Genomic DNA, 19,712 nt, shown 5'->3' with positions numbered 1-19,712 from the left:
TTCATCTTGTTAAAGAGCGTTGGTATCAATCTCTCAGATACCGCCGTTAGACGCTAGGTCGTTGGCTTAGGGATGCGTATTCTACACTTCCCGTTGTTGGCGTCAAGTGCTTATTTTAAGAAGTTTTCCAAGCGATGATTTGTTAACCACTGATGTGATAATCAATCAACACTGGAAGCCTGCTAAAGCGCTTACCACCTGAGTCTAATTCCGAAAAACTAAACTCTCTCACACTGCTGCAAGTCCCGTGCTGCCTAGCGTTTGCTAAGAGCGATTGGCCTGCTGTGCCGTGTCAGTGGATGCGCATTATAGGGAGTTCTCGGATGGGCGCAAGGGCTTTTTGAAAGAATATGACACATTTATGTTTGAGCGCGCAGTTATCAAACGATACGTATAAAAAAGGGGCTAATTAGCCCCTTTTACTACCTATATAACATGATCTTCGCGGTTATTGGCTGAAGAACCTCGATTCCTGTGTCGCTTCCACAGTCTCTCCATCTATTACGGTAGAAACCTTAAAGTCGACTTTAAGCATTGGTCGAGATAAGGAGACAGGGTCAACCGCAACACTAACTGGTAGCGTTAATACCTCACCGCCTGCAATGGTTACAGTCTGTGGGCCAAACCACTGATACTCTGGCAGTCCATCGACACTTAAATCATATTCATGCACGGATTCAGTCTTGTTGAGAATTTTTAGAGTAAAGGTGTTCTCTGTGAGTCCCTGATCATTTTCTCTAAACAGCTGGTTTCTATCACGGATGATATCCACTCGCACTGGTGCAATCGTGGCGCTAGCATAGACAAAGATAAGTATCATGACAGTCAGCACGACACCATAACCCACCAACTTAGGGCGAAGTACCTTTTCCTTTACACCATCTAGTTTATTTTCAGTGGTGTAAGCGATTAAGCCTTTTTGATAACCCATACGCTCCATGGTGGTATCGCACGCATCGATACATGCACCGCAGTTAATACACTCGTATTGCAAGCCGTTACGAATATCGATACCGGTTGGGCATACCTGTACACACAGGTCACAATCGATACAGTCACCAAGGCCCATCTCTTTGTGGTCAGCTTTACGTGAACGCGGACCTCTAGATTCACCACGCTTTGCATCATAGCCCACAATATAGGTGTTCTTATCGAACATAGCGGCCTGGAAACGTGCATAAGGACACATGTGAATACACATGATTTCACGCATCCACCCCGCGTTCCCGTATGTCGCTAAGGTAAAAAGCACCACCCAGAAGTAGATACCACCGGACGCGCTGCCACTAAATACATCGATGTAGACTTCAGTGGTTGGCACAAAGTAGGAAACAAAGGTCATTGCCGTTAAGAGTGAGATCAATAGCCAAGCAGTATGTTTAGCCGTTTTACGCCACAGTTTATTAAAACTCCATGGCATTTGATCTAGCTTAATGCGCTTATTGCGCGCTCCCTCTAACTTCTCTTCAAACCAGATAAAGATAAAGGTCCACACGGTTTGTGGGCAAGTGTAGCCACACCAAACACGGCCAAGATAGGTAGTAACGAAAAATAGGCCAAATGCAGCTATCATTAATAGTGCTGCGAGTAAGGTAAGGTCTTGAGGCCAGATAGTTAAACCAAAGATGTGAAACTTCTGCTCACCAAGGTTAAACCATACTGCTTGTCTATCCCCCCAAGGGATCCAAGGCAATATAAGGAAGAATAGCATCGCGACCCAACCCAAACGGCGACGAAGTTGTGTCCACACACCTTCGATTGCTCTGACATAAATGCGGTTGCGGGGGTTAAAACGATCGGACTTATTGACGTCAGGCTGATGAATTTTGATTCGCTCAGTCTTTGAATAATCCTTTTTATTTGATTCTGCGTTCATATTTAGCAGCCTTACAGCTTTAATATTCCATGAAAACTGGCTTATTATACCTTTTCTATTACAAATTGTTCACCAAGGTTGGTTAAATAATGAGAGGCTGGATTATTTTAGGAGTGGGTGTTGGGTTACTTTATTACCTCGCGACCAAAACAGATAAGCTGGATGAGCCCATAGCTCAGACCGATGCACTGATGAAAAAGGTTGAGCGTAAGCTGGACTCAATGACAGGAACCAAAATCATCAAAGTCGATAGCCATATCTCTCAACTTAAAACCGAAATAGCTAATCGGCTAACAAAAGCAGAACTTGCTGCGTTAGATAGCATTCTCGAATCAGAACAAACCGTATTAGAGTACAAAGATGAATATTGTGGTGGCAAAGCCAGCCGCTTCTCTGATTTAAGTAAAGACAATCAGATTTTCATTTGCGATAAATTAAGATAGTCCCTTCGATAAGATATGAACGCCGCGCTCACAGCACGGTTTTCATATCCATTATTGACCTCAATAAATATTAAGCCTAGCCTTGGCAAATTCCTCTTAGTTAACGAGTCAGATACAGGATAATGAACATGACTGATAAGGTTTCAGATATTTTTGACCCTAGATTGTGGGATCAAGTGGCTGGATTTGAATTTGAAGATATCACCTACCATAGAGCCAAAGATCAGGGTACTGTTCGTATCGCTATTAATCGCCCCGATTGCCTCAACTCATTTAGACCCAAAACAGTCGATGAACTCTATATTGCTTTGGACCATGCGCGCCAATGGTCAGATGTGGGTTGTGTATTAATCACTGGCAACGGCCCATCAGCCAAAGGGCAATACTCTTTTTGCGCTGGCGGTGATCAACGTATTCGTGGCAAAGACGGTTATAAATATGAAGGGGAGCAGCAAGGTACCCCCGATATAGCCCGCATGGGTCGCCTACATATATTAGAGGTTCAGCGTCTGATCCGCTTTATGCCGAAAGTCGTGATTGCTGTAGTACCGGGTTGGGCTGTTGGTGGTGGCCATAGCTTGCATGTCGTGTGCGATCTCACTCTTGCATCAAAAGAGCATGCCATATTTAAACAAACAGACCCTGACGTCGGCAGTTTCGATTCTGGCTACGGCAGCGCATATCTTGCCAAGATGGTCGGTCAAAAGCGTGCCCGCGAAATCTTCTTCTTAGGTTTTAACTACAGCGCAGATGAAGCGTTCGATATGGGTATGGTCAATCGTTCGATTCCTCACGCAGAACTTGAAACCGAGGCCTTAGTCTGGGCGAAAGAGATTAACTCAAAATCGCCAACGGCCATGCGCATGTTGAAGTATGGCTTCAACCTCCCAGATGATGGATTAGTCGGTCAGCAACTGTTTGCTGGTGAGGCGACTCGTCTGGCCTATGGCACCGATGAGGCGGTTGAGGGACGCGATGCTTTCTTAGAAAAGCGTGACCAAGACTTTTCTAAATTCCCTTGGCACTATTAATCACAAATCTTTAGCCACCAAAGTCTCTCCTAAAACAAAGCCGCATATCTGCGGCTTTGTTATGTTAATGGGTTAAACCAGTCAGTATAAGAAAGTGATCGACTCAGCCTGTTTTTAGCTACTAATTCAAGGCCAATGGGCGATGAAATGGTTGATCCTTTGTGAGGCAAGTAGGAAGCAAAAACAGGCTTAACAGGGAGCTTTAGCGCTGGACGAGCACATCTTTATATTGATTGGTATTACACACACCCTGGGGCAATCTAAAAACTCTTTTAGCCCTATCGGCATTATCCTCTTTAAAACGCAAGTGATAATGATTATCATTTAATGGAATTAAAGAGGAGTTACATCATGACTAAGACATTCACTTTTGCAATACTGTATTTCAGCGTTGCCTTCACTGTTACTTACCTATTAACAGGCAGTATTGTCATTGGTGGTGCTATTGCCTTGATTGAGCCTGCGATCAACACTGTGGTGTTCTACTTCCATGAAAAAATATGGAAGCGCTTTGAGAATAAACAACTCAAGCCCTTAGCCGCCTGACCATTTATAGACGGTTACCACCATTGATGCGGTGCAAAAAATAACGGTCGCGATAGTGCCTGCATCCCACAGAGGTTTATCTATTAATTCGACACAAACAAAAACTAATCAACTCAATGTTAAGGAAACACTTTGGTAAAGTATGGTATACCCTGTTTCAGACAGATTAAATATCTGATATAAGTCAGTTTCGATATTTAGTCGTTATCACTTTACAAAGGATTGTTATGAAAACAGTAATCACTGCATTATGCCTGCTTATCTCCCCGCTCACACTCGCCGCAGACTACCAGCACGCGCTATCGGCGGGTATAGGTTGGGGAGTGACCGAAGCGTCATCAGACAAAGATATTGATACTGATGATGTGCAAACCCACTACGATATTGCCTACCGGTATCAGTTTAATCCTGAGTGGGGCGTGGAGCTGGGTTATATGGAGCAAGATGTTTTTCTAACCGATATCATCACCATCAACAATCAACTAAAAGATGTGTACAGTTTTCGCGTGGCGGCCTTATATGCACTTCCGCTTTCTCAGCGTAACCGCCTAGTGTTTAAACTTGGCGCTAACCAATATAACCTCAAGTTTATCGATACCAATAATGATTACCAGCGACATAAAAAGGATGGCGTTGGCTTGCTTGCGGGTCTGGGTTGGCGCTTTGAGTTTAGTTCAGGGTTAGAGATGTCCGTTAACTATGCTTTCCAAACCATGGATCTGCTTGATACACATACCACAACCATTAACCTAGGCTATAGATTCTAACGCTAACAACCTCTATTAGGGTAAACCTAAGTCGGTGGTTTACCCTGCCCATAAAATCTATTCAACAATAAGCACACCTTTATACATCTGCATTTGACAATGAAATGGATAAACGCCTTTCGCTAGTGGCGGAAGATTAATAAGCGTGGCCGAACCTAAGGCTAACTCTTGGCTTATCTCTAAATCAGGAATCAACAAACTTGCCGAGCAGCCAGACTGATCATGACGAAGAAAAGTCAGTGTGGTGGCCTGTTGTGCTTTCACTTTGACTCTCGCAGGTGTGTAGACCCCATCTTTGACCACAACCGCTTGATTATCACCGACACTTGTCGCGACAGCTGGCTTGTATAACCAGAACCACCAGATGATGAATCCAATAAAAGCGACACAGAATATATTGATAAATAACATACAGTAACTCCTAATGATCTTTAGCTTTAAATAAGCGTAAACGGTTAGCATTACTCACCACAGTTAGCGAAGAGAAAGCCATAGCAGCCCCAGCTATCACCGGGTTAAGCAACACACCAAACAAGGGATATAAAATCCCCGCAGCAATGGGAATGCCTGCGATGTTATAGATAAATGCGCCAAATAGATTTTGCTTAATGTTTGCTAGCGTCGCCTTACTCACGGCTATCGCATCCGCCAATCCATGCAGAGATCCACGCATGAGGGTAATATCAGCACTTTCAATGGCAACATCCGTTCCAGTGCCTATGGCAAACCCCACATTAGCTAATGCCAAGGCTGGCGCATCATTAATACCATCACCTGTCATGCCGACTATCTCGCCTTCAGCTTGCAGGTCTGCAACTTTTTTAGCTTTATCCTCCGGCATCACTTCGGCATAAAAATGGTCAATATCTACCATCGCTGCCACGGCCTCTGCAGTAGATTTATTGTCCCCGGTTAACATAATTACTTTAATACCATTACGCTTTAGACGTTTGATGGCTGCCACTGAGTCGACTTTAATCGGGTCTGCTACCGCAATAATGGCAACCAATTGGCCCGCTACCGAAAAATAGATGGGGGTTTTTGCCTCACTGGCTAACTGTTGCGCCTTAGCTTGATAAGCATCGATGTTAATCTTGCTGTCATGCATTAACTTCTCATTACCAAATAGCAGTATTTGGCCTTTAAAATCGGCCTCAACCCCTTTACCCGCTAACGCGTTAAACATTGTGATATCCACCAGCGGTAGTGAACGACTTGCAGCACTCGCCACAATCGCGTCGGCCAAGGGATGTTCAGAGTGACGCTCAATACTTGCTGCCAGACTTAAAACTGTGTCTTCATCAAAGTCTTTGACATCAGTCAATACGATGTCTGTGACCTTGGGGGCCCCTTCGGTAATAGTGCCGGTTTTATCTAGCACCATGGCAGTAATTTTAGAGGCTGTTTGCAGAGCTTCGCCATTACGGATCAGCACGCCTGACTCAGCCGCTTTACCAACGCCCACCATCACTGACATTGGCGTGGCTAAACCCAAGGCACAAGGACATGCGATGATCAATACGGTCGTAGCCGATACCACAGCAAATACCAATGAGGGTTGAGGGCCAAAGTTGAGCCATACCATGGCGCTAATAGTAGCGATAATGATAATGGCTGGAACAAAGTAACCGGCAATCATGTCGGCTAGCCGTCCAATTGGTGGTTTTGCATTCTGTGCTCGCTTAACCATATTGATAATGCGGGCCAGCGCGGTATCTTTACCAACGCGTGTAGCGGTAAAAGTAATGGAACCGGATTTATTGAGGGTGCCTGTAACCACCTCGTCATCAATGTTTTTTTTGATTGGCATAGGTTCACCCGTTAACATCGACTCATCAATGGTGGTCCTACCGTCAACAACAACGCCATCTACCGGTACTTTTTCACCAGGGCGTACTTTGACGATGTCACCGAGCAACACCTGAGCAATATCGATATCAAGTTCAATCCCATCACGGATCACTCGTGCCGTTTTCGCTTGCAATCCAATAAGACGCTTGATCGCTTCCGAGGTTTTCCCCCGAGCTTTGACCTCTAATGCCAAGCCAAGATTGATCAAACCTATGATCATCGCTGTCGCCTCAAAATAGACGTGGCGTGCCATTTGCGGCAGCAGATCAGGCACCGCAACCACGACCATTGAATAGAGCCAAGCAGTACCTGTACCCAATGCGATCAACGTATCCATATTAGCGTTATGGTTAAGGAATGATTTCCAAGCCCCGACATAAAAATGTTTACCCGACACAGCCATAATGGCAAGAGTCACTAAGCCAACCGCACTCCAAACTATCTGTTCAGAGGGGCTACTCACCGTCATCTCACCTATCAATAGTCCGTAGACCATCAAAGGCACGCCAACACTAAGCGCCACAAAGGTGTAACGCAACAGCTTATGATAGTAGGCCTGATCCGCCAGTTCTTTCTCATTCATTGCAGCTTCAGAAGCGCCTGCTTGAATAGCTGTAGCCTTGTAACCCGCGGCTTCAACCGCATCAATAAGTTGCTCAATTGGGGGGCTACCCAGCACTAAAACAGTACGGTCAGCAAAATTCATTTCGGCAGACTCGACACCAGCGACGCCCTTAATGGCAGCCTCAATTTTTCCGACACAACTAGCACAGCCAGCACCAATAATATTGAGCTGAATACTTGATGATTTACTCATGATGCTCTCCCCCATTCGCGCCGCTAAGGTTGGCACTGCCCTCTATAAGGTGACAAATCATATTACCCGTTGGCGCTTGATCAGGCTTTGTCGACCACTCCGTCACGGCTTGAGTCAGTTTAGAGCGTAGCTTTACCATCTCTTGAAACTGCTTTTCAGTCTCTTGCAGTTTAAGCACTATCATCTGTCTCACTATTTGGCAGGCGCTTTCACCATGATCGGTGCGGGAAAAGATCACTTTAATATCGTCGACACTAAAACCAAGGTTACGAGCACTTAAAATAAACTGCATGCGCGACTGATCAGTTTCGCTGTAATCTTTATAGCCATTGACCTCTGACTTAATCGGCGTTAGCAGGCCAATACGCGTATAGAAGCGCACTGTATCACCGGTAATATTTAGATTTTTAGCTAGTTGATTGACTCGCATAACAACACTCCAATAAGACATTTTTAAACTCTATGCCTTGACTATAAGCCTGTGTGTTAGACACAGGTCAAGAAAATAGAGAATAAAAAAAAGCAGCCTCAATGGAGGCTGCTTTTAAATAATGAGCAATGTGGTCAACCGATGGGTTATTCCACTGTTACAGATTTTGCGAGGTTACGAGGCTGATCCACATCAGTACCTTTAATCAATGCCACATGATATGACAGAAGCTGCAGAGGTATGGTGTAGATAAGTGGTGCCATAAACTCATCGCAATGAGGAACTGGGATCACCTTCATCGTGTCATCTGACTCAAACTCGGCATCTTTGTCGGCAAACACATACATTAGGCCGCCACGTGCGCGTACTTCTTCAACGTTTGATTTTAGTTTTTCCAATAACTCATTGTTGGGTGCAACAACAATCACTGGCATATCAGCATCGATAAGGGCTAATGGGCCATGCTTTAATTCACCCGATGCATAAGCTTCTGCATGAATATAAGAGATCTCTTTAAGCTTAAGCGCACCTTCCATCGCAATAGGGTACTGATCGCCACGACCTAAAAACAGTGCGTGATGCTTGTCAGCAAAATCTTCCGCCAGTTCAGCAATTGCATCATCTAAACCTAGAGCCTGCTCAACTTTAGCTGGCATAGATTGTAGGCTTTGAGTGATCTTAGCCTGCATTTCGTCAGACATGCCGTTATGGCGCCCAACCACTGCGGTTAGCATAAGAAGGCCAGCGAGTTGTACCGTAAAGGCTTTAGTTGATGCTACACCAATTTCAGCGCCCGCTTTCATCATGTAAGCCATATCTGACTCGCGCACCAAAGAGGAACCCGGTGCATTACAGATGGTCATAGTGGCTTTGTAACCCATCTCTTTAGCAAGACGTAGCGCCGCTAATGTATCGGCGGTTTCACCTGACTGTGAAATAGTCACTAGCAAGCTGTTAGGAAACAGGTGTGATTTGCGGTAACGGAACTCAGAGGCAATTTCGACGTTACATGACACACCCGCCCAATCTTCAAGCCAGTAACGTGCAGCCATACCTGCATGATAGCTGGTACCACAGGCAATAATTTGTACGTGTTTAATATCTTTTAAAAACTCAGCGGCATTTTCGCCAAATGCAGAATCTAAAACATGGCCACTCGCAATACGACCCTCTAAGGTATGGGCAATCGCGCGTGGCTGCTCATAAATTTCTTTGAGCATGTAATGGCGATATTCACCTTTATCACCCGCATCATGGGTCACTTCAGACTCTTTGATTTCACGCTCAACGGCATTGCCATCGACATCAAAAATACTCACGGTGCGACGAGTCACTTCTGCAACATCACCCTCTTCTAAGAAAGCAAAAGAGCGTGTCACTGGCAGTAGTGCTAACTGATCAGAAGCAACAAAGTTCTCACCTAGGCCGTAACCAATAACCAGTGGGCTACCGCTACGGGCAACAATCATGCGCTCGCTATCGCGACGGTCAATCACAACGGTACCGTAGGCACCTTCCAGTTGCTTTACCGTGGCTTGGACTGCGGCAAGTAAGGTGTCATGTGACTTAAGCTCATGATGCACTAAGTGACAGATCACTTCGGTGTCGGTATCAGAGGCAAACACATAGCCTAGGCCTTTAAGCATTTCGCGTAGCTTATTGTGGTTTTCGATAATACCATTGTGTACCACGGCAATATCACCAGATGATTGATGTGGATGCGCATTGCGCTCACTTGGCTCACCGTGAGTCGCCCAACGGGTGTGGGCAATGCCCGTGCCGCCAACCAATGGCATTTGTTCTAGCGCACTCGATAGCTCTTGCACCTTCCCCACACGACGAGTACTGCTAAGCTCACCATTATGGATAACCGCAACGCCCGCCGAGTCGTAACCGCGGTACTCAAGACGACGTAAGCCTTCGACCAAAATTTCCGCAACATCCCTTTGCGCTACTGCGCCAACAATTCCGCACATAATCTATTCCTACACTTAATAAATATTAAAAACTAAAGTTAATTTGAATAGGGCGCTAATATCACTTCAACACCCTGCTCTGTAATTTGTTTGATGACTGAAGGCTCAACTCTATCATCGGTAACCAACACACTAATCTGCTGCCAAGCGAGCTCTAAATTGGGAATACGCTTACCAATTTTATCTGAATCCACCATTACGATAACTTCACGAGACACTTCGGCCATCACCTTGCTCAGGCCAGTCAGTTCGTTAAATGTGGTGGTACCACGGCCTAAATCGATACCATCGGCACCAATAAATAGCTGGTCGAAGTTATAGGAGCGCAATACTTGCTCGGCGACCTGGCCTTGAAAGGATTCAGAATGCGGGTCCCAAGTGCCACCAGTCATCAATAATGTTGGTTCATTTTCCAGCTCATGTATGGAGTTAGCCAGTTGCAGCGCATTGGTCATCACCACCAAACCACGCTTATCGTTTAACTGCTGCACTATGCCAGAGGTCGTGCTGCCACTGTCGATAATGATACGATTATGATCTTTTATTAACTTGGCGGCTGCCTGAGCAATGGACAACTTATTGGGTGCAATTTTGGCACTGAACTGTTGGGTCACTTCATCAGGAATGGCTACGGCACCGCCATAACGGCGTAGTAACAAACCGGTTTTTTCTAACTCAGCAAGATCTTTTCGAATAGTTACTTCAGAGGTTTCAAAACGATTAGACAACTCATCGACACTGACTTCACCTTGCTGATTCAAGATGGCAATAATGCTGTGTCGGCGCTGTTGCGTATTTCGTTTGTTCATAAAACCTTTCATTTAACTTTCGTTTCGAAAGATGCATTATAGTGAAACGAAACATTTTTACCAGCATCGAAACTCATTTTGGCTAAATTTCCCAAAAAAAGCCCCTATCGAAAGATAGGGGCTCATAAATAATGTATGGCTTACGCCAAACTCAACTTGTTTAGAACTTAGCTTCTAGCGCCAAACCAAAGTGTCGCCCTTCGCCGACAGTCACATCGGTATTGGTGCCACCCGCTAAGTAGTCAGTGTCGAATAGATTTTTAACGTTCAAACGCACACTAACGTCACTGCCCATCACATCCATGGAATACGCAGCGCCCATATCGAAACGAACATAGCTATCTTTGCTAATGGTATTTTGAGTATTAGCAAAACGTTCACCCACATACACGGCGCCAAAGTTAAATGCTAATGCTTCAGTGACTTCATAACGGGTCCAGATATTAGCCGACCACTCAGGTGCATCGACTGGCGTCTTACCGTCTAATGCATCTGCGGTGTCATAAACCGCATCCAAATACATCATTGAACCTGTGACAAACCAGCTATCACTGACTTGACCCTGAGCGCCCATCTCGAAGCCTTTATGGCGTTGCTCACCACTTTGGTTAGTAATCGTTTTATCACCCTCTTCATTAGGCACTTCAAGATCTTGCGTGACGGTGACATTGGAAACGGTAATATCGAATACGGCACCGGTTAATAATAAACTGCCATCGAACAGCTCCCACTTGGTACCCATTTCATATTGCTCGCCATACTCAGGATCGAGATTCATGCCGTTATTTACATCATCCTCATCATTCACTATCCCTTGCGGGGTGAAACTTTTGGAATAGTTAACATAGATACTGCCGTTTTCCGCTGGCGAGTAAATAACGCCAAACTTTGGTGACACGGCGTAGCTGTTATTACCCGACCCGTCTTTCTTTTGCTCGTCGTAACGCACACCAGCTAATAACTGCCACTGATCATTTAATGTAACTAGGTCCTGGATATAGAAGCCGTAGTGTTTGTATTCGCTCTCATAGAGGGTACCATCACGATGGTAATCAAGATCGGGTTTTGGCAAGGGTTGACCAGGCATGACTGGTTGGCCCCTTTTGCCAGCATCTTTCAATTGACCATAATAGTAATCCAGCATATTGGCGCCGATGAGAAACTGATGATCAATATCGCCAGTGCTGAAGTCACCAGTAAAGTCGATAAAGCCTGTCTTATGTTGCCAGTCATCATAGCGATCGAATGGGCTGATGGTATAACCGTCTTTGAATGGATCTTCAGAACCTTTAGCTAAACTTGGCGATGAATCTAAACGCTGACGATTAAACTGCTGATCGTTATAACCCGCTTTCACTTTCCAATCATCACTGATGTGATAAGTCAGCTCGGCCCCCAAGTTTGATACCGTATTATCAGTAAAAGCCCACGGCATATCCCAAATAATATCTTTGCCACCGATTAACTCGCCGTCGCTATTAAGCCAACCACCGCGATCAATTCCGGTCTTGTCTTGAGTGTGATCGTATTTAAGTGACAGCAATAGATCATCGGTAATATCAAATTCAAGATTTAAGTAACCTAGCCAGCGGTCACGCTCTTGGTTCGATCCGTCTTGGTATTCACGCCAGTAAGTCGTATCTTGTTTAACTAATACACTGCGATAGCGAATTGTTTGATCTTCATTCAAACTGCCGCCAGCATCAATTTGGTAACGAGTAGAACCATGCTCATCAGTATCAAAGCCAACATCGAAAAACGTGTCATAGGTTGGCTTCTTAGTCACCATGTTAATCAATCCACCAGGGCCAGATTGACCATATAACATACTTGATGGGCCTTTAAGCACTTCAACTTGTTGCAGTGTCTCAATAGGCTGAACATAGTGAGACCATTGCTGCTGACCATTGATTAAGAATCCTGAGCCTGAAGATAACTCAAACCCACGAATATTGAATACTTGGCGGTTCCACTTTTCGCTGCCACCCGTTACGCTAGAGTCATTGACTAAGACTTCCGATAAATTGGTCGCTAATTGCTCGTCAGTAACAAAGTCAGGAATAATAGTTACCGATTGAGGGGTATCCATTAAATCAATATCCCCCCGCATCGCACCGGACGCGACTCCCACTTTATAATCGTTGAATGTACGTCCAGTAACAGTAATCCGCTCAATATTGGTAGTTACCACACTCTCTGCAGCATCTTCGGCAACAGCAGGTAGGCTGGCGAGGCCCGCTAAAACAGCTAAACCAATAGTAGAATAATTAAACGAAAAACCTTTAAGAGACATGAAAACCTCACAACAAAAAAACGGGAATAACATCAAAGTTGAAAGGAATATAAATGAGAATCGTTTTTATTTGAGATTTATTTACACTCTTTACATTGCAAAGAGATCACCATCAACAAAGTCGATAACTCCCCCTTAATGAGTGAGACTTAACCAATAAAAAAGCGACCCTTAGGTCGCTTTTTTAATGAAGGAAATTTACTTCTTTTTCTTAACTGGGCGAGCCCACCCCGATAAATGACGTTGTTTAACACGAGTTATTACTAATTCATCCGCGGCCACATCACGAGTAATCGTCGAGCCCGCGCCAAGCGTTGCCCCCTTGCCTATAGTCACAGGTGCCACAAGCTGAGTATCACTACCAACAAACACGTTGTCCTCAATAATGGTAAGGTGTTTATTCGCGCCATCATAATTACAGGTAATGGTTCCTGCACCTATATTTACCCCAGCACCAATTTGCGCATCACCTATATAGGCTAAGTGCCCCGCTTTAGAACCTTCACCCAACACCGCTTTCTTCATCTCTACGAAGTTACCAATATGGGCGTCACGTTTTAATTCGGCACCGGGACGCAGGCGAGCGAATGGCCCAGCGCTAGCCTCAATACCAAGCTTGGCATTTTCGATAATAGAATAAGGTTTGATTTCAGCATTATCGCCAATCTCACAATCAATCAAAATCGCACCAGCGCCAATAGTCACGTTATTACCGATAGTCACTTTGCCTTGGAATATCACATTAACATCGACCATAACATCCATGCCCACGCTAACATCACCGCGGATATCGATACGAGCAGGATCCCTAAGGTTTGCGCCCTCAAGCATCAGTTTCTCGGCAGCGCGAGCCTGATAGGCACGTTCCAATTGTGCTAATTGCACGCGGTTGTTAGCGCCTTCCACTTCGATAGCCGACTGAGGTTGTGCAGTGGTAATCGCCACACCATCGCGGTGAGCCATAGCCACTATATCAGTAAGGTAATATTCACCTTGGGCATTGTCCGATGACAGCTGACCTAACCACTCTTTTAACTGCTTGCCGGGGGCAGCCATAATGCCGGTATTAATCTCATTGATGGTTAACTGCTCAGCATTCGCATCTTTCTGCTCGATAATACCTATGACCTTACCCGCCTCACGCACGATACGACCATAGCCCGTAGGATTGGGCAGATTAACAGTCAAAATAGCCAAACCATTCGCTTCACGCGCTGATAGTAGCGCCTCGAGCGTCGATGCCTGAATTAATGGCACATCGCCATATAGAATGAGCACGGTATCATCATCAGCAATATGAGTATTAGCTTGAGCTACAGCATGCCCTGTCCCCAGTTGCTCTGCTTGCAGTACCCAGTTAAGTTGTTGCTCACCTAGGTTTGCTTGCAGTTTATCGGCACCGTAACCATAAACCAGCTGAATCGCATCACTGCCTACCTGATGGGCTGTATCGATAACATGTTGAACCATGCTTTTGTGCGCTATAGGATGAAGAACTTTAGGGAGATCTGAGCGCATGCGGGTTCCCTTGCCTGCGGCCAAAATCACTACATTCAATGCCATGAAAAAATCCTTGAGAGACTACCTAATGGTAAAAAGTAAATTTGAGGTCTATTTTTATGGACTGATTTTAAGCTATTAGTAGCCTAAAAGCGACTACAGCCAACACCACACTATATTTAAAAGGAAACGGTTTTATCTGCACTTAATACCCATTGGGCGAGTTCATCCATCGTAGCCACTTCGCAACCTTCAATCACACTAAGTTGCGCTAACCCGCGAGCATGCATACAAGAACCACAAAACTTCACAGGGCTGTTTTGTGCTATCAAAATCTCCAGCATCTGCTGAATGTTATAGCCCTCATTTGGATTTTGTTTAGGGATTACAGCGGTGATAGCATCTGATAATAGAAATAAGCTGACTTGCGCTAGTGGACTTTCTTGTTCATTGAGCTGTATAGCCAGACGCAGGGCATTAAAGAGTCTTTCAGATCCATAAGGGGCGTCATTAACGATAATAAGGACGTGTTGCATAGAGAAGTTCCCAGACATTAAATGAGTGCCAGAGGTTAACACTCAAATCAGGTTTAAAGACTTACACGGATCACGATAATTAATTCAAGCGATTAGATTCTACTAAAAGGTACTAGGACGTGACGCTGTCACGGCTAGAGCGTCGCTACGCTCCTGCTAGGTCCTATAAGAGCTATACCGACAACGCTAACTTGGCTTTCCTGCTCTTACAACAAATTTAGCCCCCCTTAATTGACGGGCTAAAGCCTGACCTACAAAAATCAAATTATTTCGTCTTTTCCGTTAGTGAGCTTGCAAGCGTTCTATTATCCGTCAGCAAAGCGTTCGCAACGACTTTTCTAGAACCATCTTTTCCGTCAGCGTAGCGTTCCGTAAGTGACGCAGTCACGTTCCCTAGGCCGCAGGCCGTTCGTCTTTGTTTTTCCTAGCATCTAGGAGCTGCTTTTTACTTTTTAGACACAAAAAAAGCGCCATGAGGCGCTTTTTTTCATCAAACAATAACCTTATCTGGCAATGTTCTTCTTGATGGTTTCTACAACGCGCAATTGAGCGATAGCCTGAGCTAATTCAATCGCTGCAGCGGCATAGTTTAGGTCTGCACCAGCATCAGCCATATGGGCCTCTGCACGACGCTTCGCTTCTACAGCTGCCTGCTCATCAATCTCTTCGGCACGCAATACCACGTCAGCCAATACGGAAACTGAAGAAGGTTGCACTTCCAGGATACCACCCGAAAGATAAAACACCTCTTCTTTACCATCTTGCTTGACGATGCGCGCCATGCCAGGTTTGATATTTGTCAGCAAAGGCGCGTGACCAGGCATAATACCTAAATCACCTTCTGAACCAGTTACTTGTAGGTGTGCTACAAGACCAGAATAGATGCTACTTTCTGCACTTACTATATCAAGTTGTACTGTCATGGCTGCCATCCGTTCTCCTTAAAATACCAAGCCTAGGGCTCGATTATTTTTTGTTAGCTCGCTCGATAACTTCGTCGATTGAACCTGCCATGTAGAACGCTTGCTCTGGAATGTGGTCAAACTCACCTTCCAATAGTCCCTTAAAGCCACGGATAGTGTCTTTTAGAGAAACGTACTTACCTGGAGAACCGGTGAATACTTCTGCTACGAAGAAAGGCTGAGAAAGATATTTTTCAATCTTACGCGCACGAGATACAGTGGTCTTATCTTCATCAGATAATTCGTCCATACCAAGAATCGCGATGATATCTTTCAGCTCTTTATAGCGCTGTAGTACCGTTTGTACACCACTTGCTACGTTGTAATGCTCTTGGCCAACAACCAATGGATCTAGCTGACGTGAAGTCGAATCCAATGGGTCAACCGCTGGGTAAATACCTAGCGAAGCAATGTTACGTGACAATACAACAGTCGCATCTAAGTGAGCGAAAGTTGTTGCTGGTGACGGATCCGTCAAGTCATCCGCAGGTACGTATACAGCTTGAACAGAGGTAATAGACCCTGTCTTAGTTGAAGTAATACGCTCCTGAAGTACACCCATCTCTTCAGCCAGTGTTGGCTGGTAACCTACTGCTGATGGCATACGGCCTAGCAGTGCAGATACTTCAGTACCCGCCAAGGTGTAACGATAGATGTTATCAACGAAGAAAAGAACATCTTTACCTTCGTCACGGAACTTTTCAGCCATTGTTAGACCAGTCAGTGCCACACGTAGACGGTTTCCTGGAGGCTCGTTCATCTGACCATAAACCATGGCCACTTTGTCGAGAACACCAGACTCTTCCATCTCGTAGTAGAAGTCGTTACCCTCACGAGTACGCTCACCTACACCAGCGAATACTGATAAACCTGAGTGTGCTTTAGCGATGTTGTTAATCAGTTCCATCATGTTAACTGTTTTACCAACACCCGCACCACCAAACAGACCTACTTTACCACCCTTAGCAAACGGACATACAAGGTCGATAACCTTAATACCTGTTTCTAAAAGTTCAGTAGTGTTTGATTGATCTTCATATGAAGGCGCTTCACGGTGAATCTCATAACGATCTTCTTCACCAATTGGGCCCGCTTCATCAATCGGCTTACCTAATACGTTCATGATACGGCCAAGGGTTGCAGCCCCAACCGGAACAGAAATAGGTGAACCTGTATTTACTACCTCAAGACCACGACGCAGACCATCTGAAGTACCCATAGCGATGGTACGAACTACACCACCACCAAGTTGTTGCTGAACTTCCAGCACCAAGTCTTCACTTTTGATCTCTAGAGCGTCATAAACCTGAGGTACGGCATCATGTGGAAACTCAACGTCCACAACCGCGCCAATTACTTGGACAACAGTACCTGTGCTCATGATTAATCCTCTAAACTTTTATTCGTTACCCAGCCTAAACTGCTGAAGCCCCTGAAACAATTTCCGACAGTTCCTGCGTAATCGCAGCCTGACGGGCTTTGTTGTAGACCAACTGCAAGTCACTGATAAGATCACCAGCATTGTCTGTCGCAGCTTTCATAGCAACCATACGGGCTGCTTGCTCAGATGCGATGTTTTCGACAACACCTTGATACACTTGAGATTCAACATAACGAACCAATAATGTATCCAAAAGTTCTTTTGGATCAGGCTCGTACAGGTAATCCCAGTGATGAGAAATCTCATCGCTTTCCGACTTAGGCAAAGGTAGCAGCTGTTCGATCACAGGCGTCTGACTCATGGTATTAACAAACTTGTTAAATACCACATACAGACGGTCTAGCTTGCCTTCGTTGTAAGCTTCTAGCATCACACGTACTGTACCGATCAAGTCAGCTAACGACGGAGCGTCACCTAGACCTGAAGCAGAAGCAGATACCTGTCCACCAAAGCTTGAGAAGAATTGTACGCTACGTGCGCCAATTGGGCAGAATTCAACTTCTGCTCCGGCTTCACGTTGCTTCTTCACGTCTGCGATAACCTTTTTGAAAAGGTTAACGTTCAGACCACCACAAAGACCACGGTCGGTTGATACAACAATATAACCGACTCGCTTAGCTTCTCTCACTTCCAAATATGGATGCTTATATTCGAGAGAACCTTGCGCCACGTGACCGATCACCTTACGCATATTTTCTGCATATGGACGGCTCGCTGCCATGCGGTCCTGCGCTTTGCGCATTTTGCTGGCTGCAACCATTTCCATCGCAGATGTGATCTTCTGAGTGTTCTGAACACTCGCGATCTTGGTTTTAATCTCTTTAGCGCCGGCCATCTTTACTCTCCAATCTGGACCTGAGGTGTCTTAAGACACCTCTGTGTCTTTACCAGGTTTGGGTTTCTACGAACTTGTCGAGGCCAGCCTTCAAACTACCTTCGATATCAGCATTATAATCGCCAGTATCATTGATAGATTTCATTAGGTCAGCATGCTCGCTGTTCATGTAAGAGAGCAAAGAAGCTTCGAAGTCACCGATCTTGTTAAGCTCAACGGCCTTTAGGTAACCTTTTTCAGCTGCGAAAATTGACACAGACTGATCAGCTACGCTCATTGGCGCGTATTGCTTTTGCTTCATAAGTTCGGTAACACGCTCACCATGCTCAAGCTGAGCACGAGTTGCATCGTCAAGATCAGATGCAAACTGAGAGAACGCCGCAAGCTCTCGATACTGTGCTAGTGCGGTACGGATACCACCAGACAGTTTCTTGATGATCTTAGTCTGCGCCGCACCACCAACACGAGAAACTGAAATACCAGGGTTAACAGCAGGACGTAGGCCTGAGTTAAATAGGTCAGTTTCAAGGAAGATCTGACCATCGGTAATCGAAATTACGTTGGTCGGTACGAATGCAGATACGTCACCAGCTTGAGTTTCAATAATTGGCAATGCTGTTAGAGAACCAGTTTGGCCTTTAACTTCGCCTTTAGTGAACTTCTCAACATACTCAACGTTTACACGTGAAGCACGTTCTAGTAGACGTGAGTGAAGATAGAAAACGTCGCCTGGGTATGCTTCACGTCCTGGAGGACGCTTTAGTAGCAATGAGATCTGACGATAAGCAACTGCTTGCTTAGACAGGTCATCATAGACGATTAGTGAGTCTTCACCGCGGTCACGGAAGTATTCACCCATTGAACAGCCAGAATATGGCGCCAAATATTGTAGTGCAGCGGCTTCAGAAGCGGTTGCAACAACAACGATGGTATTAGCCAATGCGCCGTGCTCTTCAAGTTTGCGAACTACGTTAGCAATGGTAGAAGCCTTTTGGCCTACTGCTACGTATACACACTTAATGCCAGAGTCTTTTTGATTGATAATGGCATCGATCGCTAGCGCTGTTTTACCAGTCTGACGGTCACCAATTACCAATTCACGTTGTCCACGACCGATAGGGATCATAGAGTCAACGGCTTTATAACCAGTTTGCACTGGTTGATCTACTGACTTACGTTCAATAACACCTGGTGCGATAACTTCAACAGGAGAGAAACCATCGTTGTCGATAGGTCCTTTACCGTCGATTGGTTGACCCAATGTGTTGACTACACGGCCTAATAGACCACGGCCAACTGGAACTTCCAAAATACGACCAGTTGTTTTAACTTTTTGACCTTCTGCCAAAGAGGCATAAGGACCCATAACTACGGCACCGACAGAATCACGTTCTAAGTTCAACGCGATTGCGAAACGGTTACCAGGCAGTTCGATCATTTCACCTTGCATAACATCGGCTAGGCCGTGGATGCGGATGATGCCGTCACTTACTGCAACGATAGTACCTTCGTTGCGAGCTTCACTAACGACTTCGAACTGCTCGATCCGCTGTTTAATCAGATCGCTGATTTCAGTGGAATTCAGTTGCATGCTCAAAC

17 protein-coding genes are annotated in these 19,712 nt (G+C 45.3%); 4 read left to right on the top strand and 13 right to left on the bottom strand.

The features are described 5' to 3' along the window. Nucleotides 1–448: 448 nt before the first annotated feature. A complete protein-coding gene (gene ccoG, locus L876_RS0108935; protein ID WP_028763493.1) occupies nucleotides 449–1,876 on the bottom strand; it encodes a cytochrome c oxidase accessory protein CcoG in 1,428 nt (475 codons plus the stop codon). 89 nt (nucleotides 1,877–1,965) lie between these two features. Between ccoG and L876_RS0108930 the strand changes: the two genes are divergently transcribed. From L876_RS0108930 to L876_RS0108915, 4 genes are all read left to right on the top strand, one after another. Then, nucleotides 1,966–2,319 (top strand): hypothetical protein, encoded by a 354-nt coding sequence (locus tag L876_RS0108930; RefSeq protein WP_028763492.1) that lies wholly within the window; start codon nucleotides 1,966–1,968, stop codon nucleotides 2,317–2,319. 128 nt (nucleotides 2,320–2,447) lie between these two features. Beyond that, nucleotides 2,448–3,350 (top strand): 1,4-dihydroxy-2-naphthoyl-CoA synthase, encoded by a 903-nt coding sequence (locus L876_RS0108925; RefSeq protein WP_028763491.1) that lies wholly within the window; start codon nucleotides 2,448–2,450, stop codon nucleotides 3,348–3,350. 351 nt (nucleotides 3,351–3,701) lie between these two features. Next, nucleotides 3,702–3,896 (top strand): DUF2061 domain-containing protein, encoded by a 195-nt coding sequence (locus L876_RS0108920; RefSeq protein WP_028763490.1) that lies wholly within the window; start codon nucleotides 3,702–3,704, stop codon nucleotides 3,894–3,896. A 227-nt stretch (nucleotides 3,897–4,123) separates the two neighbouring features. Beyond that, nucleotides 4,124–4,663, top strand: coding sequence for a porin family protein (locus L876_RS0108915; RefSeq protein ID WP_028763489.1), 540 nt, complete (start codon nucleotides 4,124–4,126; stop codon nucleotides 4,661–4,663). A gap of 57 nt (nucleotides 4,664–4,720) precedes the next feature. Here L876_RS0108915 and L876_RS0108910 read toward each other — a convergent pair whose 3' ends face one another. From L876_RS0108910 to atpA, 12 genes are all read right to left on the bottom strand, one after another. Next, on the bottom strand, nucleotides 4,721–5,074 hold the full coding sequence (locus L876_RS0108910) for a cupredoxin domain-containing protein (RefSeq protein WP_028763488.1): 354 nt from the start codon (nucleotides 5,072–5,074) through the stop codon (nucleotides 4,721–4,723). A 10-nt stretch (nucleotides 5,075–5,084) separates the two neighbouring features. Then, on the bottom strand, nucleotides 5,085–7,331 hold the full coding sequence (locus L876_RS0108905) for a heavy metal translocating P-type ATPase (RefSeq protein WP_028763487.1): 2,247 nt from the start codon (nucleotides 7,329–7,331) through the stop codon (nucleotides 5,085–5,087). After that, the gene (locus L876_RS21430) at nucleotides 7,324–7,761 is read right to left on the bottom strand and encodes a MerR family transcriptional regulator (RefSeq protein ID WP_037428259.1); all 438 of its coding nucleotides are present in this window, start codon (nucleotides 7,759–7,761) and stop codon (nucleotides 7,324–7,326) included. Before L876_RS21430 ends, L876_RS0108905 begins: the two co-directional genes overlap by 8 nt. A gap of 146 nt (nucleotides 7,762–7,907) precedes the next feature. Then, entirely contained in the window at nucleotides 7,908–9,737 is a 1,830-nt protein-coding gene (gene glmS, locus L876_RS0108895) for a glutamine--fructose-6-phosphate transaminase (isomerizing) (RefSeq protein ID WP_028763486.1), read from the bottom strand. A gap of 38 nt (nucleotides 9,738–9,775) precedes the next feature. Continuing rightward, nucleotides 9,776–10,546: a DeoR/GlpR family DNA-binding transcription regulator gene (locus L876_RS0108890; RefSeq protein WP_028763485.1), complete on the bottom strand. Its 771-nt coding sequence runs from the start codon at nucleotides 10,544–10,546 to the stop codon at nucleotides 9,776–9,778. A 160-nt stretch (nucleotides 10,547–10,706) separates the two neighbouring features. Further along, the gene (locus tag L876_RS0108885; RefSeq protein WP_028763484.1) at nucleotides 10,707–12,839 is read right to left on the bottom strand and encodes a TonB-dependent receptor; all 2,133 of its coding nucleotides are present in this window, start codon (nucleotides 12,837–12,839) and stop codon (nucleotides 10,707–10,709) included. A gap of 198 nt (nucleotides 12,840–13,037) precedes the next feature. Then, a complete protein-coding gene (gene glmU / locus L876_RS0108880) occupies nucleotides 13,038–14,402 on the bottom strand; it encodes a bifunctional UDP-N-acetylglucosamine diphosphorylase/glucosamine-1-phosphate N-acetyltransferase GlmU (RefSeq protein ID WP_028763483.1) in 1,365 nt (454 codons plus the stop codon). A gap of 116 nt (nucleotides 14,403–14,518) precedes the next feature. Further along, a complete protein-coding gene (locus L876_RS0108875; RefSeq protein WP_028763482.1) occupies nucleotides 14,519–14,875 on the bottom strand; it encodes a DsrE/DsrF/TusD sulfur relay family protein in 357 nt (118 codons plus the stop codon). Nucleotides 14,876–15,378: 503 nt separating this feature from the next. Continuing rightward, nucleotides 15,379–15,807: a F0F1 ATP synthase subunit epsilon gene (locus tag L876_RS0108870; RefSeq protein ID WP_028763481.1), complete on the bottom strand. Its 429-nt coding sequence runs from the start codon at nucleotides 15,805–15,807 to the stop codon at nucleotides 15,379–15,381. Between the two features lie 34 nt (nucleotides 15,808–15,841). Next, nucleotides 15,842–17,218, bottom strand: coding sequence for a F0F1 ATP synthase subunit beta (atpD, locus tag L876_RS0108865; RefSeq protein ID WP_028763480.1), 1,377 nt, complete (start codon nucleotides 17,216–17,218; stop codon nucleotides 15,842–15,844). Between the two features lie 34 nt (nucleotides 17,219–17,252). Further along, nucleotides 17,253–18,113 carry a F0F1 ATP synthase subunit gamma gene (atpG, locus tag L876_RS0108860; protein ID WP_028763479.1) on the bottom strand — a complete coding sequence of 287 codons (861 nt, stop codon included), beginning with the start codon at nucleotides 18,111–18,113 and terminating at the stop codon, nucleotides 17,253–17,255. Between the two features lie 49 nt (nucleotides 18,114–18,162). Next, the gene (atpA, locus tag L876_RS0108855; protein WP_028763478.1) at nucleotides 18,163–19,704 is read right to left on the bottom strand and encodes a F0F1 ATP synthase subunit alpha; all 1,542 of its coding nucleotides are present in this window, start codon (nucleotides 19,702–19,704) and stop codon (nucleotides 18,163–18,165) included. Between the last annotated feature and the right edge of the window lie 8 nt (nucleotides 19,705–19,712).

The sequence above is a fragment of the Shewanella colwelliana ATCC 39565 genome (genome assembly GCF_000518705.1).
GTDB classification, from domain to species: domain Bacteria; phylum Pseudomonadota; class Gammaproteobacteria; order Enterobacterales; family Shewanellaceae; genus Shewanella; species Shewanella colwelliana.
The sequence above is the reverse complement of the archived record's forward strand: the minus strand, read 5'-3'. Positions and strand labels throughout refer to the sequence as shown.

Bases quoted from the DNA above. Each gene is read 5' to 3' on its own strand.
- ccoG (WP_028763493.1), bottom strand. From the start codon at position 1,876: ATGAACGCAGAATCAAATAAAAAGGATTATTCAAAGACTGAGCGAATC.
- L876_RS0108930 (WP_028763492.1), top strand. From the start codon at position 1,966: ATGAGAGGCTGGATTATTTTAGGAGTGGGTGTTGGGTTACTTTATTAC.
- L876_RS0108925 (WP_028763491.1), top strand. From the start codon at position 2,448: ATGACTGATAAGGTTTCAGATATTTTTGACCCTAGATTGTGGGATCAA.
- L876_RS0108920 (WP_028763490.1), top strand. From the start codon at position 3,702: ATGACTAAGACATTCACTTTTGCAATACTGTATTTCAGCGTTGCCTTC.
- L876_RS0108915 (WP_028763489.1), top strand. From the start codon at position 4,124: ATGAAAACAGTAATCACTGCATTATGCCTGCTTATCTCCCCGCTCACA.
- L876_RS0108910 (WP_028763488.1), bottom strand. From the start codon at position 5,074: ATGTTATTTATCAATATATTCTGTGTCGCTTTTATTGGATTCATCATC.
- L876_RS0108905 (WP_028763487.1), bottom strand. From the start codon at position 7,331: ATGAGTAAATCATCAAGTATTCAGCTCAATATTATTGGTGCTGGCTGT.
- L876_RS21430 (WP_037428259.1), bottom strand. From the start codon at position 7,761: ATGCGAGTCAATCAACTAGCTAAAAATCTAAATATTACCGGTGATACA.
- glmS (WP_028763486.1), bottom strand. From the start codon at position 9,737: ATGTGCGGAATTGTTGGCGCAGTAGCGCAAAGGGATGTTGCGGAAATT.
- L876_RS0108890 (WP_028763485.1), bottom strand. From the start codon at position 10,546: ATGAACAAACGAAATACGCAACAGCGCCGACACAGCATTATTGCCATC.
- L876_RS0108885 (WP_028763484.1), bottom strand. From the start codon at position 12,839: ATGTCTCTTAAAGGTTTTTCGTTTAATTATTCTACTATTGGTTTAGCT.
- glmU (WP_028763483.1), bottom strand. From the start codon at position 14,402: ATGGCATTGAATGTAGTGATTTTGGCCGCAGGCAAGGGAACCCGCATG.
- L876_RS0108875 (WP_028763482.1), bottom strand. From the start codon at position 14,875: ATGCAACACGTCCTTATTATCGTTAATGACGCCCCTTATGGATCTGAA.
- L876_RS0108870 (WP_028763481.1), bottom strand. From the start codon at position 15,807: ATGGCAGCCATGACAGTACAACTTGATATAGTAAGTGCAGAAAGTAGC.
- atpD (WP_028763480.1), bottom strand. From the start codon at position 17,218: ATGAGCACAGGTACTGTTGTCCAAGTAATTGGCGCGGTTGTGGACGTT.
- atpG (WP_028763479.1), bottom strand. From the start codon at position 18,113: ATGGCCGGCGCTAAAGAGATTAAAACCAAGATCGCGAGTGTTCAGAAC.
- atpA (WP_028763478.1), bottom strand. From the start codon at position 19,704: ATGCAACTGAATTCCACTGAAATCAGCGATCTGATTAAACAGCGGATC.